We start from the raw sequence: 15,096 nt of genomic DNA, 5'->3' as shown, positions 1-15,096 counted from the left end.
GAACGTGAAGGCAGCAGAAGTACCGGCAACACACACAAAAAGCGAGGAGACGAACGTGACCAGAACGACCATCAAACCGCCCCGCCTGGGCCTTATCTGTCTCGCCGTGGCGGCCCTCGTCGGCAGCTCGGCGGTGCGGGCGGCCGCTACCGAGGCGGAAGCAGCCGCACTCGGCAAGAACCTGACGCCGGTCGGCGCCGAAGCCGCAGCCAACCAGGACGGCTCGATTCCCGCCTGGACCGGCGGCATGACGAAAGCGCCCGCCGGCTGGAAGCCGGGCCACCTCGACCCGTTCAAGAACGACAAGCCGCTCTATTCGATCGATGCGTCGAATGTCGACAAATACGCCGACAAGCTGTCGGCCGGGCAGATTGCGCTGATCAAGGCCTACAAGGGCTACCGGATGGACGTATATCCGAGCCGCCGCAGCTGTCCGGTGCCCGATTTCGTCGCGGAGCAGACGAAGAAGAACGCGACGGGCGCGAAGCTGGGCGGCGACGGCTGGCAGCTCGAACAGGTGTTCGGCGCCGGCATCCCGTTCCCGATTCCGAAAACCGGTGCCGAAGCGATGTGGAACTTCAAGCTGCGTTACACCGGTCTGGGCCGGCGCGCGCAGATCGCGGCGCTGATGCCGGAGAAGGACGGCTCCTACGTCGAGAACAAGCAGTGGGCGTACGAGATGTATCCGTTCAACGACCCGAAGGTGACCGGTCCGGCGGACGTCGGCAGCGTCGAGGCGAAGCTGCTGTACGACGTGCTGACGCCGCCGTCGCGCGCCGGCGAGGGCTACCTCGTCCATACGTACGTGGACAAGCCCCAGGACGCGTGGATCTACTTCCCGGGACAGCGCCGCGTACGCCGTTCGCCGACCTTCGCGTACGACAACCAGGTCGCCGGCTTCGACAACCTGTACTTCGTCGACCAGATCAACATGTTCACGGGCGCGCTCGACCGCTACGACTACAAGCTGGTCGGCAAGAAGGAGATGTTCGTCCCGTACAACTCGTACAAGCTGATCGACAAGTCGCAGAAGTTCAAGGACATGCTCGGCCAGGAGTATGTCAAACGCGATCTCATGCGCTACGAGCCGCACCGCGTGTGGGTCGTCGAGGCGACGGTGAAGCCGGACAAGCGTCATTCGTTCGCGAAGCGCGTGTTCCACTTCGATGAGGATTCGTGGGCCCTGCTGCAGGTCGACATGTACGACGCCAAGGGCAACCTGTGGCGCGTGCAGGAAGGCAGCCTGTGGGCGGCGCCGGACGTCGGTGCGTGCATCACTTACGAGACGCAGATGTACGACCTCGTCGCGCGCCGCTACGTCGTCGACAACTGGACCGCGGAAGGCGAGGTGCTCGACCTGACCGCCGCGAAGGACGGCCGGGTTACGGCCGCGAACTTCACGCAGGACGAAATGCGTCGCCGCGGCGAACGCTGACCGCCGCCCACTCAAGGGAGAAAATCAATGAAAACAAAGACGATTTCGCATCGTCGGGGCGTGTTCGCGCCGTCGATCCTGGCCGTGTCGGTAGCGGCGGCCTGCTGGGCGCCGGAAAGCCATGCGTTCCGCTTCGGTTCCGAGGAAGGGCTGTCGGGGAGCCTCGACAGCACGGTTTCGTTCGGCGTCGCGAAACGCCTCGAATCGCCGAGCTGCTCGATAATCAGCAACGACAGCGGCGGCTGCAACAACGGCACGGACAATGCACTGTCGCGCGTCTATAACCTCGACGCCGGCACGGGCTACGCGAACGCCGACTTCAACTACACCCAGTTTGACGATGGCAACCTGAACTACGACAAGGGGGACATCGTTTCCGCGGCGCTGAAAGGCACGCACGACCTGTCGCTGAAGTACCCCGGTGGCTGGAGCGCGCTCGCGCGGGTGAACTGGTTCCACGACTGGAAAGCCGACGACACGCAGCGCACCGACGTCGCGAGCGAGGCGACCGACGACGCGACGCTGCTCGACCTGTGGGTCGCGAAGTCGTTCAGCCTCGGCGACCGTCGCGGCAAGGTGAAAGTCGGCAACCAGGTGATCTCGTGGGGCGAGGACATCTTCATCGTCGGCGGCGTCAATCAGATCAACGCGATCGACCTGCAGAAATTCCACGTGCCGGGCACGCAGCTGAAGGAAATCTTCATCCCGGCGCAGATGATCTCGGGTTCGATGGATCTGACCGAGCAGCTCGGCGTCGAGGCGTACTACCAGTGGCGCTGGAACAGCTTCAAGTTCGACCCGTCCGGCACGTTCTTCTCGACGGTCGACGTGCTCGGCAAGGGGCGGCGCGTCGCGTACGTGCCGACGAGCATCATCGAGGACTTTGCCGGCGTAGGAGCCTGTGCAGGGCTGCCGAACGGGCGCTGCGGTGACGATCCCGGCCTCCCCGACGCCGATCTCATCGCCGAAGGTCTGGCAGTTCCCTATCTCGGCCAGGACGAGCCGAAGAAGAGCGGCCAGTACGGCGTGAATTTCCGCTACAACGCCGAGGAGATCGACACCGAGTTCGCATTCACGTACCAGCGCTACCACGACAAGCTGCCGTTCCTCGGCTTCACCGGCAGTCCGGAAGGCGCCGTCACGGGCTATTTCCTCGCATACGGCGAGGACAAGGACCTGTACGCGATCTCGGCGAACACCAAGCTGATGAACATCGCCGTCGGCGCCGAATTGTCGTACCGGCCCGACGACAGCGTCGGCGTCGACCCGACGGTGCCATTCGCGGGCAAGTTCAGCAGCTTCGAGAACGGCAGCCACCCCGGTTTCGTCGAGGAAGAGAAATACCAGTTCCACCTCACCGGCTTCTACACCTTCTCGCACAACGACCCGCTCGGCGGCATCGCGAAGGCGCTCGGCGCGGTCGACGGCTTCATCCTCGCCGAGGCCGCGGTCGCGCATTACCCGGGCCTCGACCGCAGCGGTGTGACGCCGTACTTTCTGCCCGACTATTCGTTGCCGGACAAGACCTCGTGGGGCTACGTCGTCGAGGCCGCGCTGAACTACCCGAACGCCTGGGGCACCGGGGTCACGCTGACACCGCAGATCGACTGGTACCACGACGTCAATGGCACGACCCCGAACGGCCTGCCGTTCGTCGAGGGCCGCAAGGCGCTGACGCTGTCGCTGTTCGCGAACTACCGCGACAACTGGAAGGGTGCGATCCAGTGGGTCAACTTCTCCGGCGGCGGCGCGAACAACCTGATGCGCGACCGCGACTTCCTGTCCGCGAGCATTTCGCGTTCGTTCTGACCAGAGAGCGCCGGCACGGCGGAACCTTTCCGCCGTGCCGGCCTGACGGATACCCAACATGATCGAGACACTGGTGCGTGCATTGCAGCAGGCGTGCTTCCGGCACCGCCTGACCATCCTGCTCGCGCTGCTTGGCTTCACCGTGGTGATGGCGGTGTTCGCTTCCCGCCTCGAGATGAGTGCCGGCTTCGACAAGCAGCTGCCGCAGGATCACGAATACATCCAGACTTTCAACCAGTACCGCGAGGTGCTGTTCGGCGCCAACCGCATCATCGTCACCGTCGAGGCGAAGAACGGTGACATCTGGAACGAGAAGGCGCTGACGAAACTCCACGACGTCACGCAGGCGGTGTTCTTCATGAAGGGTGTCGACCGCCGCACGGTGACGTCCCTGTGGACGCCGAACGCGCGGGCGGTGCAGATCACCGAAGAGGGCATGAGGGCCGAGGACGTGATCGGCGGCGACGTGACCGTCAAGGCGCTCACCCCCAACAACATCGCGGCGATCCGCGAGCGCACGATCGTCGGCGGCTTCGTCGGCAGCCTCGTCGCGAACGATTCGTCGTCCGCGATGGTCGTCGCCGAGCTGGCCGATCCCGATCCGCAGACCGGTGAACGGCTCAATTACCAGGAGTTCAGCGAGCGCCTCGAGCGCGAAATCCGCGACACCTTCAGCGACGACGACATCCGCATCCGCATCATCGGCTTCGCCAAGCAGATGGGAGACATCTCGGAAGGGGCGACCAGCGTCATCGAGTTCTTCGCGCTCGCGTTCCTGCTCACTGCCGCGGCGGTCTACTGGTACACCCGCTCGCTGCTGCTGACTTTCCTGCCGCTCGCCTGTTCGCTGGTGTCGGTGGTGTGGCAGTTCGGCACGATCACGCTGCTCGGCTTCGGCCTCGACCCGCTCGCGATCCTGGTGCCGTTCCTGGTGTTCGCGATCGGCGTGTCGCACGGCATCCAGCAGGTGAACTACATCGCCAAGGAAGTCATCAACGGCGCCGACGGCTACACCGCCGCGAGCCGCAGCTTCACCGGCCTGCTGGTGCCCGGCACGCTCGCGCTGATCACCGCCTTCGTCGGTTTCGCGACGCTGGTGCTGGTGCCGATCCCGATGATCCGCGAGCTCGCGATCACCGCCTCGGTCGGCGTCGCCTACAAGATCGTCACGAACCTGATCATGCTGCCGGTGGTCGCGAGCTATTTCCGCTTCGACGACGCTTTCGTGCTGCGTGCAGGCAAGGTCGAGGCGATGCGCAACCGCATGATGTCGTCGCTCGGCGTGCATATTGCGAACCCGAGGAACGCCGCGATCGGCACGCTGGTGTGCCTGGTGCTGATGGGCATCGCGGTGTGGCAGAGCCAGGGCCGCCACGTCGGCCACGTGCTGCCGGGCGCACCGGAACTGCACGACGATTCGCGCTACAACCAGGACGTCGAAGCGGTCGTCGGGCGCTACGGGCTCGGTCTGGACCTGCTGACGGTGGTCGTCGAATCGCCTGCGGACGGGTGCTACCGCCACGACGTCATGAGCTATGTCGACCGGTTGACGTGGTATCTCGCGAACGTGCCCGGCGTGCTGTCGGCGCAGTCGCTGCCGAGCATGACGAAGCTCGCCGCGTCCGGGGTCAACGAGGGCAACCCGAAATGGGCCGCGCTGCCGCGCGAGGAACTGACGCTTGGCGAAGCGGTGCGCCAGGTGCCTGAAGGCATGCGGCTCTTCAACGCCGACTGCACGCTGCTGCCGGTGAATCTCTACCTCGCCGACCACAAGGCCTCGACGATCAAGGAGGTCGTCGCCGCGGTGAAGCATTTCCGCGAGATGCAGCCGTTCGACGGCGTGACCGTGCGGCTGGCGAGCGGCAACGCCGGCGTGCAGGCGGCGACGAACGAAGTCGTCGAGCATTCGGAACTGCCGATGATGCTCTACGTGTATGCGACGATCCTCGTGCTGGTGTTCGCGGTGTATCGCGACTGGCGCGCGATGGTCGCGTGCTGCGTGCCGCTGACGCTGGCGACCTTCCTCGGCTACTGGTTCATGAAGGAGCTCGACATCGGGCTCACGGTGGCGACCTTGCCGGTGATGGTGCTGGCGGTCGGGATCGGCGTCGACTACGCGTTCTACATCTACAACCGCCTGCAGATGCACCTCGCGCATGGCGACGACATCGTCACGGCGTTCAAGCAGGCGCTGCGCGAGATCGGCGTGGCGACGGTATTCACCGCGGTGACGCTGTCGATCGGCGTCGCGACCTGGTCGTTCTCGGCGCTCAAGTTCCAGGCCGACATGGGGATGCTGCTGACCTTCATGTTCATGATGAACATGATCATGGCGATCACGCTGCTGCCGGCGCTGGCGGTCACGATCGACATGCTGATTCCGCGCCGCGGCCCGGTACGCGCGCCGCTGATGGCTCATTGAGGAGATGCCCGTGAAAAAATCGAACCGATTTGCGCGCGGCATCGTGGCACTCGGCTTGGCGATGGGCGCACTCGCCTGCGCGGCCGCCCCGGCCGGTCCCGACAGCATCACGACGACCGTCCCGGCGATGAAGGCAAGGCTGGCGGCGAAGGTGCCGCTGACCGGCATCGCACGCGCCGGCAAGGCGCTCGTCGCGGTCGGCGACTATGGCATGGTCGTGCGCTCGACTGACGACGGCAATACCTGGCAGCAGGCCGAAGGCCCGGTCAGTGCGCTGCTCACGGCCGTGCATTTCGTCGATGAGCGGCACGGCTGGGCGGTCGGCCACGGTGGCGTGATCCTCGGCAGCGATGACGGCGGCGCGAGCTGGAAACTGCTCGAGGTGCTCGACGAGCGCCCGGTGCTGCTGTCGGTGCATTTCCTCGACGCCGAGCGGGGCTACGTGACGGGCGCCTACGGCGTGGCGTTCCGCACCGCGGACGGCGGCCGCAGCTGGGCGCCGATGGCGGTGGGCAGCGGCCGCGATGCCGATCTGCACCTCAACCAGCTGTTCTCGACCCGCACCGGCACGCTGTTCGTCGCGGCCGAAAGCGGCCTCGCGTTCCGCTCGACCGATCGCGGCGCGAGCTGGACGAAGCTCGCGAGCGGCGTCTCGGGCTCGCTATGGAGCGGATTCGAGCGCAGCAGCGGCGAAGTCGTGCTGCTCGGCATGAGCGGCAAGGTCATCACGAGCCGGGACGGCGGCGACACCTGGCAGGCGCGCGATACCGGTACCGAGCAGTCGCTGACCGCCGGCATTGCGACGGTTGATGGCGGCGTGATCGTCGTCGGGGCAGGGGGCGTGGTGCTGCGCGGCAACGGCAGCGGCCCGCTGCAGCTGGAAATCCGGCCCGACCGGCAGAACCTCGCCGCGGTGATGACAGCCCCGGCCGGCGGTGGCGTCATCGTGGCCGGACAACTTGGTGTCGAGCGGCTCGTGCCGGCGCGCTAATTCAGAATTCAGGACATTCCGTGGAGACCTCCGCATGCTGACAAAACTGATGGCGCTGCTGTCCGGCGAGCTCCAGCCCGAAGGACTGGAAGCCGGTCCGTTCGAGCGACGCCATATTGCCGTCGCGGTCCTGCTGCTCGAAGCGATGTACATCGACCACCGCGCCACCGAGCGCGAACACGCGGCCGTCGGACGCCTGCTGCACGAACATTTCGGCTTGACGGAGGACGTCGCACGCCAGCTCGTGACCGTCGCCGACGAACGTTTCGCCGAGGTGCTCGACGACTGGGAGTTCGGCGAAGCGGTGCGTGCGGGCTTCGACGCGGCCGAGCGCCAGGAGGTGCTGACGATGTTATGGGAGGTGGCCTATGCCGACGGCGATCTCGTCGGTCTCGAGGACCGCCTGATAAGCCGGCTCGCGATGCAGCTCGAGATCGGGCCGGAAGCCGCGGATGCGGCGCGAGCCGCCGCGGTGGCGCGCGCCGGCCTGCTCGACGATGGTGCCGGCGGAAACTGACAAGGATGAAAGGCGCAACGATGAGCATTCCTCAACACGAAGAACCACACGGGTGGAAACGGAGGGCGATGTGAAGGCGCAAATGAGCGAGGCGTTTCGCGAAGGGGTTCGCGACGGGATTCGCGATGCGATGCAGTGTGGTGCAAGGATCGCCGGCGTGCTGGCCGTCGCAACGGGCCTCGTGGGTGCGGCGCACGCGGCGAACGGTGACGCCGCGGCACAGCGGCTGATCGAGGCGAAGTGCGGCGCCTGTCACCTGGACAACGGCAAGCTGACGCGCATCTCCGAGATGCGCAAGAGCCCGGAAGGCTGGGATATGACGGTCGTGCGCATGGGCATCTGGCACAAGGTCGAGCTGACGCCCGGCGAACGGCAGACGATCGTCAAGTACCTCGCCGACCGGCAGGGCCTCGCGCCGTCGGAGAGTACACCCTACCGTCCCCTCACCGAGCGCCGGCCGAACATGCAGGACACGGCGCCCGACGAGGAGCTCGCGCAGATGTGCGGACGCTGCCACAGCTATGGACGCGTCGCGCTGCAGCGGCGCGACGAGGGCGAATGGCGCAAGCTGATGCACACTCACCTGGGCCAGTTCCCGAGCGCGGAATATTCGGCGATGGGCCGCGACCGCAACTGGTGGGAGATCGCCCGCGACCAGTTGCCGGTGCGGCTGGCGGCGCTGTATCCGAAGGACACGCCGGCCTGGCGCGAATGGCGCAGCGCGAAGCACCGCCCCGCGACGGGGAGCTGGGTCGTCGCCGGCGAGCGTCCGGGCTGGGGGGCGTACACCGGCACGATGACGGCGCGTGCAGCCGGGCCGGATCGCTACGAAGTCAGCTACGAGCTGCGCTTTGGCGCCGGCAACACGGTGCGCGGGCAGGGCGACGCGATCGTCTACACCGGCTATGAATGGCGCGGCTCGGCGAAGCTCGGCAACGAGGACACGCGCTCGATCTTCGCACTGAGCCCGGACGGTTCGCACATGTCGGGACGCTGGTTCCTCAAGGGCGCCGACGAGATCGGGGCCCGCTTCGAAGCGGTGCGCGCCGACGACGCGGTGAAGAACGAGCTGGTCTCGGTCACGCCGCGGATGCTGCGCAGTGGGGCGACGGCGGACCTGACGCTCGCCGGCGTCGCGCTCGACGCGAAAGTCGACTTCGGCCCCGGCATCGAAGTCGTCGAATGGCTCGGCACATCGCCCGGCGGGCTGAAAGTGCGCGTCCGCGTCGCGGCCGATGCGCCGGAAGGGGTGCGCAAGGTTGTCGTCGGCGGCCGCGAGTCGGCCCAGACCGTGGCGGTGTTCAATCGCTTCGACGCAGTGCGCGTCGAGCCCGCGTTCGCGGTCGCGCGGCTCGGCGGCGGCACCGTCGCACCGATGAGCGCGCAGTTCGATGCCATCGCCTTCCTCAACGGTGCGGACGGCAAACCGGGCACCGACGACGACATCCGCCTCGGCAGCGTCCCCGCGACGTGGTCGACCGAGCCGTTCGACGACCGGGCGCGCCATGACGAGGACGCGCGCTACGCCGGGCACATGGCGCCGCACGGCCAGTTCGTGCCGTCCTTTGCCGGGCCCAATCCATTGCGCGGCGGCATGAACAACGTCGGCAACCTGCACGTCATCGCGACGGTTGCCGACGGCGACCAGACGCTGAACGGCAAGGGCCAGCTGATGGTGGTCGCGCAGCGCTGGAACCCGACACCGCTGCGCTGAAGGAGACATCCCGTGACGACATTACAGGTGCAGGCGCACAACTATCGTTCGATCCGCTCCGGCGGCCGGCATGTCCTGCTGCACGTGCCGACGACGTCGATCTTCGAGCTCGATCCGGCCGCGACCGACCTGCTCGGACTGTTCGAGTCGACGCCCGCAGTCGCCGCCGAGGACATCCAGGCGCGCTTTGACGGGCGCTATTCGCCGGGCGAGCTGTGCGACAGTCTCAGCGACTTCATCGAGCTGGGGATCGTCGCGCCGCAGCCGAAGCACTACGAGATCCCGCCGCGGCTGGTCGAGCGCTCGCCGCTGAAGACGCTCGTGCTGACGCTGACGACCGGCTGCAACCTCGGCTGCAGCTACTGCTACCGCGAGGACCTGACTTCGCCGAAGAACTCGTCGGTGATGGACTACCAGACCGGCACGCGCTCGATCGACCTGCTGCTCGCCGAAGCGAGCGAGAACGAGCGTGTCGCGGTGGTGTTCTTCGGCGGCGAGCCGCTGACGCGCATCGCGGTGATCCGCGACCTCGTCGAATACGCCGAGGAGAAGGCCGCGGCCGCCGGCAAGGACGTCGAGTTTTCGTTGACGACCAACGCGACGCTGCTCACCGACGACGTCATCGATTTCCTCGATGCGCATCGCTTCGGCATCACCGTCAGCATCGACGGCGGCGAAGCGCAGCACGACCGTCACCGCCGCACGATTGCCGGCGGCGGCACCTACAAGACGGTCGCGATGCGCGTGCAGCGCCTGCTCGAACGCTACAAGTCGCGCCCGGTCGGCGCCCGCGTGACGCTCGCCTCGGGCAATATCGATGTCGCCGGCATTTACCGGCACCTGCACGACGAGCTCGGCTTCTTCGAGGTCGGCTTCGCGCCGGCGACCGCGGGGCCGGATTCCCCGGTCGGGCTGTCGCCGCAGGAACTCGACGAAGTGTTCGCGGCGATGCAGGCGCTCGGCCGCGAATACGTCGGCGAGGCCAAGCGCGGCCGGCGTCACGGTTTCGGCAACATGCACCAGCTGATGACCGACCTGTGGATGGGCACGCGCAAGGTGCTGCCGTGCGGCGCCGGCGTCGGCCTGCTCGCGGTCGGCACGACCGGCAAGATCTCGCTGTGCCACCGCTTCACCGGCTCCGACTCCGACCTCTCGGGTTTCGGCGATGTGACGAGCGGCATCGCACGCGAGTCGCTGTCCGACTTCGTCAGTGCCGCGCAGAACCCGCACGCCGCGTGCCGGACGTGCCCGGCACGAAGCCTGTGCGCCGGCGGCTGCTACCACGAATCGTATTCCCGCTACGGCGATCCGTTCCTGCCGACTTTCGAGTACTGCGAGCAGATCCGCGCCTGGATCGCGTTCGGCCTCGAAGCCTTCGGCGAGATCGCAATCGCCAATCCGGCGTATTTCAACGCCTCCAACGAACAAAGGAGTGCCAGACAATGAAACGCTTGCGAGCCCTCAACCATAAGGCACAGCTGCTCGAACACGCCGTGCAGGAAGGCAACGGCGAGGAAGTGCAGCTGATGAGCAGCGTCGTCGGCTGCACGACGACTTTCGATCCGGGCTGGGAGATCGACGCTTTCGGCGGACTGGCCAGCCTGTGCCAGCCGATGGAGGCGGATCTCTACGGCTGCACCGATCCGTGCTGGTGGCCGGCGCAACTCGCCGACGGCCTGAACAGCGCGCGCGACTGGACCGACGGCAAGAACTCGGCACTGCGCGACTGGCGCGAGCTGCAGACCCTGTTCCCGGGAGATTGAGCATCATGAAGAAACTGCTCGTTGCGCTGTGCTGCGTCGCGGCGTCGGCGTCCGCGATCGCTGCGGAATACCTGCTGACCGTCACGCGGCCGAACACCCTGCACGTCATCGATCCGGCCAAGCGCGAAGTCGTGCGTTCGGTCAGGATCCCCGGCGACGGCGTGCCGGGCACGATCACGGTGCCGAAGGACGGCAAGGTCGCCTATGTGCTGACCAACCGCATGGAAAGCGTCGTCGGCATCGACCTCGATACCGGCAACCAGGTGTTCCGCGCCGACTTCTCGAGTCCCGGCAAGCGTATCAAGGGCTTCTTCGCCGCGGCGGTCAGCGAGGACGGGCGCGAGCTGTACGTGCACCAGGCGCCAGTCGTGCTCGGGCGCTCGGAGTACCAGGTCGAGGACACCTACATCGCGGTGTTCGACACCGCCGACGGGGTGGGCGCGAAGCCGCGCCGCACGTTCCCGGCACCGCGCCGCATCAGCCTGCTTGCGCCGACGGGCAACAAGGACCACCTGCTCGCGCTAGGCTGGGACATGTACCTGTTCAACATCCGCAGCGGGACGATCGAGAAGACCTACCCGATCCGCCACTGGGACCGTCCCGGCCTGGGCGAGCCGGACGTCCTGGCGATGTGGGGAACGTTCGAGCAGGCGCGCGCGTTGAGCACCCCGTACTTCGTCGCCAAGACCGATGCCGCGCCCGATTCCGCCGAGGCGTTCAAGGCTGGCATCGCGGTGTTCGACCTCGACGCCGAGACGCTGAAGACGGTCGAGTTCGAGAACGCGCAGACGGCGATGTTCTCGTCGGTGATCAATCCGGTTGCCCGTAACGAGGCTTTCCTCGTTATGAACCAGCTGTCGAAAGTCGATACCGAAACCGGCAAGCTGATCAAGCGCGTCGACCTCGAGCAGACGTTCTACGCCGTCAACATCTCGGGCGACGGCAAGGAAGTCTATGTCGGCGGGGCGCTCGACAAGATTGTCATCCACGACGCCGAGACGCTCGAGAAGACCGGCGAGATCATGATGCCGGGCGGGGCCGACCAGTCGATCGGATGGCTGCGGGTCGTCAGGCGCTGAGGAGCGCCGCCGCGTGATCGCGCTGCGGAAAAAGGGGTCGCTGCCGCTGCAGGCGCTCGCGTGGGCGTGGCCGACGGTGCGCGGGCGGGCGGGCGCGGCAGCGGGCATCGTCGTGCTGTCCTTCCTCGCGTCGGGCGCCGCGTTGTTGCCACCGTATCTCACGCAGCGCTTGGTCGACGACGGCATCGTCGGCGGGCGCATGGACGTGGTGCTGCAGTTGTGCGGCGCGTTCCTCGCGCTGCTTGTTGCCGGCGTCGCGGTCGAGGCCGTTTCCCGGCTCGCGTATTTGAAGCTGTCCGCGCACGTGCTGTTCGGCCTGCGCGAGCAGATCTACCGCCACCTCCAGACGCTTGCGCCGACGTACTACGCGCGCACCCGCGGCGGCGAGATCCTGTCGCGGCTCGACGGCGATGTCGCCGAGGTGCAGCGTTTTGCGATCGACGCGCCGATGGGTCTCCTCAACGCGGCGTTTTCGCTGGTCGTCGCGCTGGCGCTGATGCTGTCGCTGAGTCCGCTGCTGACGGCGCTGGTGTTCGCGCTGGTGCCGCTGCATGTCGCGGCGCTGCTCGGGTCGCGGCCGTGGCTCGAACGCAGCGCGCAGGCGGTGCGGCAGCAGAGCGCGGCGATGTCGAGTTTTTTCGTCGAATCGCTGCGCGCAATGAAGTTCATCCAGGCGACGAATGCCGGCGCGCGGCAGGAGGCGGAGCTGCGCGCGCATCACGGCGATTATTTCGCGGCGCTGCGCCGCTCGCAGGTCGCCTCGCTCGGCGCCGGGGGCGTGCAGCGCATCCTGTCCGGGCTCGGCGTGCTGCTGGTGTTCGCGGTCGGCGGCAGCCTCGCGGCGGCGGGCGAGCTGACGGTCGGCGTCGTCGTCGCGTTCATCGCCTACACAACCCGTGCGGCCGGTCCGCTGCAGACCGCGGCGGGCGTTTTCATGGGCTGGCAGCGGGCGAAAGTCAGCCTGCAGCGCATCCGCGAACTGGCCGCTGAATTGCCGACGGTCACGTCGCCGGCGCAGCCGGTCGCGCTCGCGCAGCCGGTGCGCGGCGACCTCCGACTCGTCGACGTGCGTTTCGGCTACGGCGAGGCGCGCGTGCTCGACGGCGCGTCGCTCGACATTCCGGCCGGCCGCAAGCTCGCGCTGATCGGCGCGTCCGGGGCCGGCAAATCGACGCTGATCGACCTGCTGCAGCGTCATTACGATCCGGGCGCCGGCCACATCCTGCTCGACGGGGTGCGGCTCGACCGGCTCGATCTCGCCGAACTGCGCCGGCGCGTCGTCGTCGTCGACCAGGACCCGGTGCTGATGCCCGGCAGCGTGCGCGACAACCTGCGCTTCGTCGCGCCGGATGCCGACGAGGCGGCGCTGCTGCGCGCGCTCGACCTCGCCGGTCTCGCGCGCTTCGCCCACGCGGGGGGCCTCGACAAGGCGGTCGGCGCGTCGGCGTCCGCGCTGTCCCGCGGTGAACGCCTGCGCATCGCGCTCGCCCGCGCGATCCTGCAGGACCCGGCGGTGCTGATCCTCGACGAGACGACCTCCGGGCTCGATCTGCCGGTCGCGCAGGCGATCGTCATGGCGGTCGACCGCGTGTTCGCCGGTCGCACCCGCATCGTCATCACGCACAACCTCGCGTCCGTCGGAGAGCTCGACGGTGTCGTCGAGCTGCGTGACGGCGCGCTGGTCGAGCAGCCGCCGGCGCGACCGCCCGCGCCGCTGCTGAGGGCCGTATGAAACTGCGCGTCGGCATCGTCGATGGTGGTTTCGAGCGCGTGTCGCCCACGGCGCTGCACGCGGCGGTGCAGTTCGCCGGCGGCGAGTCCGATGGCGTCGTGCGTTGCGAAGCGCCGCACGGACCTGCGCTGCCGCATGGCAAATGCGTCGCTGCGCTGGTCCTCGGTGCGGCGCCGGCCGCCTGCCTGCTCGATGCGCGCGTCGCCACGGTCGCCCGGCCCGCGACGCCGCGCCTCGTCGCCGCCGCGATCGACTGGTGCGTCGCCGAAGGGGCCCGTGTCGTCAACCTGAGCCTCGGTCTCGCCGACGACCGCCGCGTGCTGCGCGAAGCCTGCGAGTGGGCCGTGGGACAGGGCGTGCTGCTCGTCGCCGCAGCGCCGGCGCGCGGCTCGCCGGTATATCCGGCGCGTTATCCCGGCGTGCTCGCGGTGAGCGGCGATGCGCGCTGCGCTCCCGGCGAATGGTCACGGCTCGACCCGGCGACCGCATCCGGCGCCGCGTGGGGAACCTGTCCCGACGCGCCCGGCGGAGCTCCGGGCGGCGCGAGCATGGCCGCGGCGCGCTTTACCGGCATCATCGCGAATCACCTCATGCAGCACCCCGACACGGGCCTTCGCGGGCTCGTTGCCTACCTCGCGGCCTTTGCCACCTGGCAGGGGCGCGAAAACAGAAGAATCGCGGAGACCGATTCATGACACCGACTCCGACCCCGACCCCCACCCCGACCTTTTCCATTCCGCCAAAACCTCCGGCTGGCCCGATCGAGCTTGGCTTTGCGCTCGTCGACGAGCGTGAGCTGGCCGCGTTCGCGCGCCAGGAGCGTGTCACGCGCGACGACTATCTCGAACGGCTCGGCGACGCCCGACAGTGCGTCACGCTGCCCGACGACGCCGAGCCGACGCATTTCTTCCTCGGCAGCGAGTTCTGCGAGCACCTGCTGCCGAGCATCGAGGCGATCGATCGCGCCGTGGCCCTCTGCGAGCGCTGGGGAGTGACGTTCGGCCTCGTCACGCCGATCGCCTGCGACAGCCTGTTCGAGCCGCTTCGCGCCGCGCTCGCGCGCCTGCCCGCGGGCGCCGAAGTGACCGTCAACGACTGGGGCGTCGCGCGCGTCGTGCAGCGCGAATTCCCGGGTCTGCGGCCGGTCGCCGGGCGGCTGCTCGGGAAGATGCTGAAGGACCCGCGGCTGCCGTCCGCGACGTGGGCGCGCATGTACCCGAACGGCCTGCGCGCCGGTCCGTTCCGCGAGATCCTCGACAATTTGGGCATCGGCCGCCTGGAACTCGATTTCCCGCCGTTCGGCGCTGCCGACATGTATGCCGGCATCGATTTCCCGGTCGGCGTGCGCGCGCCGTATGGCTACATCGCGAAGGGCCGCATCTGCAAGCTCGGTTCGCTGGCGCTCGATGTGCCGGAAAAATTCTCGCCGGGCCACCGATGCCGCCGCGAATGCCTCGGCTTCTCCGAAGTCGGCGCGCGCCCCGGCACGCGCGAGCTGCAGACTTCGCAGCGCGGCAACACGATGTATTACCGCCACGCGCCGGGCATGAGCGCGGCAATCGCCGAGGCGGTGGCGAATGGCTGGGTCAGCCGTATCGTCCTGTCGGGAGCCTAGAGTGAAACAACCCTCACGC

At 67.7% G+C, this 15,096-nt stretch carries 12 protein-coding genes; all 12 read left to right on the top strand.

Translation table 11 applies throughout. The features are described 5' to 3' along the window. Nucleotides 1-55 precede the first annotated feature (55 nt). Entirely contained in the window at nucleotides 56-1,435 is a 1,380-nt protein-coding gene (locus pbN1_RS02355) for a DUF1329 domain-containing protein (protein WP_169201440.1), read from the top strand. 27 nt (nucleotides 1,436-1,462) lie between these two features. Next, nucleotides 1,463-3,244: a DUF1302 domain-containing protein gene (locus pbN1_RS02350; protein ID WP_169201441.1), complete on the top strand. Its 1,782-nt coding sequence runs from the start codon at nucleotides 1,463-1,465 to the stop codon at nucleotides 3,242-3,244. A 58-nt stretch (nucleotides 3,245-3,302) separates the two neighbouring features. After that, nucleotides 3,303-5,666, top strand: a complete 2,364-nt coding sequence (locus pbN1_RS02345) for an efflux RND transporter permease subunit (RefSeq protein WP_169201442.1) — start codon at nucleotides 3,303-3,305, stop codon at nucleotides 5,664-5,666. A 10-nt stretch (nucleotides 5,667-5,676) separates the two neighbouring features. Further along, complete coding sequence (locus pbN1_RS02340; RefSeq protein WP_169201443.1) at nucleotides 5,677-6,657, top strand: WD40/YVTN/BNR-like repeat-containing protein; 981 nt, start codon at nucleotides 5,677-5,679, stop codon at nucleotides 6,655-6,657. A 34-nt stretch (nucleotides 6,658-6,691) separates the two neighbouring features. Further along, on the top strand, nucleotides 6,692-7,174 hold the full coding sequence (locus pbN1_RS02335) for a tellurite resistance TerB family protein (RefSeq protein WP_169201444.1): 483 nt from the start codon (nucleotides 6,692-6,694) through the stop codon (nucleotides 7,172-7,174). A gap of 82 nt (nucleotides 7,175-7,256) precedes the next feature. Continuing rightward, nucleotides 7,257-8,888, top strand: coding sequence for a quinohemoprotein amine dehydrogenase subunit alpha (gene peaA, locus pbN1_RS02330; RefSeq protein ID WP_244857133.1), 1,632 nt, complete (start codon nucleotides 7,257-7,259; stop codon nucleotides 8,886-8,888). Nucleotides 8,889-8,900: 12 nt separating this feature from the next. Continuing rightward, the gene (peaB, locus tag pbN1_RS02325) at nucleotides 8,901-10,334 is read left to right on the top strand and encodes a quinohemoprotein amine dehydrogenase maturation protein (protein WP_169201446.1); all 1,434 of its coding nucleotides are present in this window, start codon (nucleotides 8,901-8,903) and stop codon (nucleotides 10,332-10,334) included. Continuing rightward, on the top strand, nucleotides 10,331-10,651 hold the full coding sequence (qhpC, locus tag pbN1_RS02320) for a quinohemoprotein amine dehydrogenase subunit gamma (RefSeq protein WP_169201447.1): 321 nt from the start codon (nucleotides 10,331-10,333) through the stop codon (nucleotides 10,649-10,651). Before peaB ends, qhpC begins: the two co-directional genes overlap by 4 nt. Before the next feature lie 5 nt (nucleotides 10,652-10,656). Then, nucleotides 10,657-11,730 (top strand): quinohemoprotein amine dehydrogenase subunit beta, encoded by a 1,074-nt coding sequence (peaD, locus tag pbN1_RS02315; RefSeq protein ID WP_169201448.1) that lies wholly within the window; start codon nucleotides 10,657-10,659, stop codon nucleotides 11,728-11,730. 13 nt (nucleotides 11,731-11,743) lie between these two features. Next, nucleotides 11,744-13,462 carry an ABC transporter ATP-binding protein gene (locus tag pbN1_RS02310; protein WP_169201449.1) on the top strand — a complete coding sequence of 573 codons (1,719 nt, stop codon included), beginning with the start codon at nucleotides 11,744-11,746 and terminating at the stop codon, nucleotides 13,460-13,462. Beyond that, nucleotides 13,459-14,157 (top strand): subtilisin-like serine protease QhpE, encoded by a 699-nt coding sequence (qhpE, locus tag pbN1_RS02305; RefSeq protein WP_169201450.1) that lies wholly within the window; start codon nucleotides 13,459-13,461, stop codon nucleotides 14,155-14,157. The genes pbN1_RS02310 and qhpE overlap by 4 nt, the downstream gene beginning before the upstream one ends. Continuing rightward, entirely contained in the window at nucleotides 14,154-15,077 is a 924-nt protein-coding gene (locus tag pbN1_RS02300) for a hypothetical protein (protein ID WP_169201451.1), read from the top strand. Before qhpE ends, pbN1_RS02300 begins: the two co-directional genes overlap by 4 nt. Nucleotides 15,078-15,096: the final 19 nt, after the last annotated feature.

It is taken from the genome of Aromatoleum bremense, assembly GCF_017894365.1.
GTDB lineage: Bacteria > Pseudomonadota > Gammaproteobacteria > Burkholderiales > Rhodocyclaceae > Aromatoleum > Aromatoleum bremense.
This window is presented reverse-complemented; position numbering and strand designations above follow the sequence as displayed.

Coding starts and splice junctions, on each gene's coding strand:
- pbN1_RS02350 (WP_169201441.1), top strand. CDS start 1,463: ATGAAAACAAAGACGATTTCGCATCGTCGGGGCGTGTTCGCGCCGTCG.
- pbN1_RS02345 (WP_169201442.1), top strand. CDS start 3,303: ATGATCGAGACACTGGTGCGTGCATTGCAGCAGGCGTGCTTCCGGCAC.
- pbN1_RS02335 (WP_169201444.1), top strand. CDS start 6,692: ATGCTGACAAAACTGATGGCGCTGCTGTCCGGCGAGCTCCAGCCCGAA.
- peaA (WP_244857133.1), top strand. CDS start 7,257: ATGAGCGAGGCGTTTCGCGAAGGGGTTCGCGACGGGATTCGCGATGCG.
- qhpC (WP_169201447.1), top strand. CDS start 10,331: ATGAAACGCTTGCGAGCCCTCAACCATAAGGCACAGCTGCTCGAACAC.
- peaD (WP_169201448.1), top strand. CDS start 10,657: ATGAAGAAACTGCTCGTTGCGCTGTGCTGCGTCGCGGCGTCGGCGTCC.
- qhpE (WP_169201450.1), top strand. CDS start 13,459: ATGAAACTGCGCGTCGGCATCGTCGATGGTGGTTTCGAGCGCGTGTCG.
- pbN1_RS02300 (WP_169201451.1), top strand. CDS start 14,154: ATGACACCGACTCCGACCCCGACCCCCACCCCGACCTTTTCCATTCCG.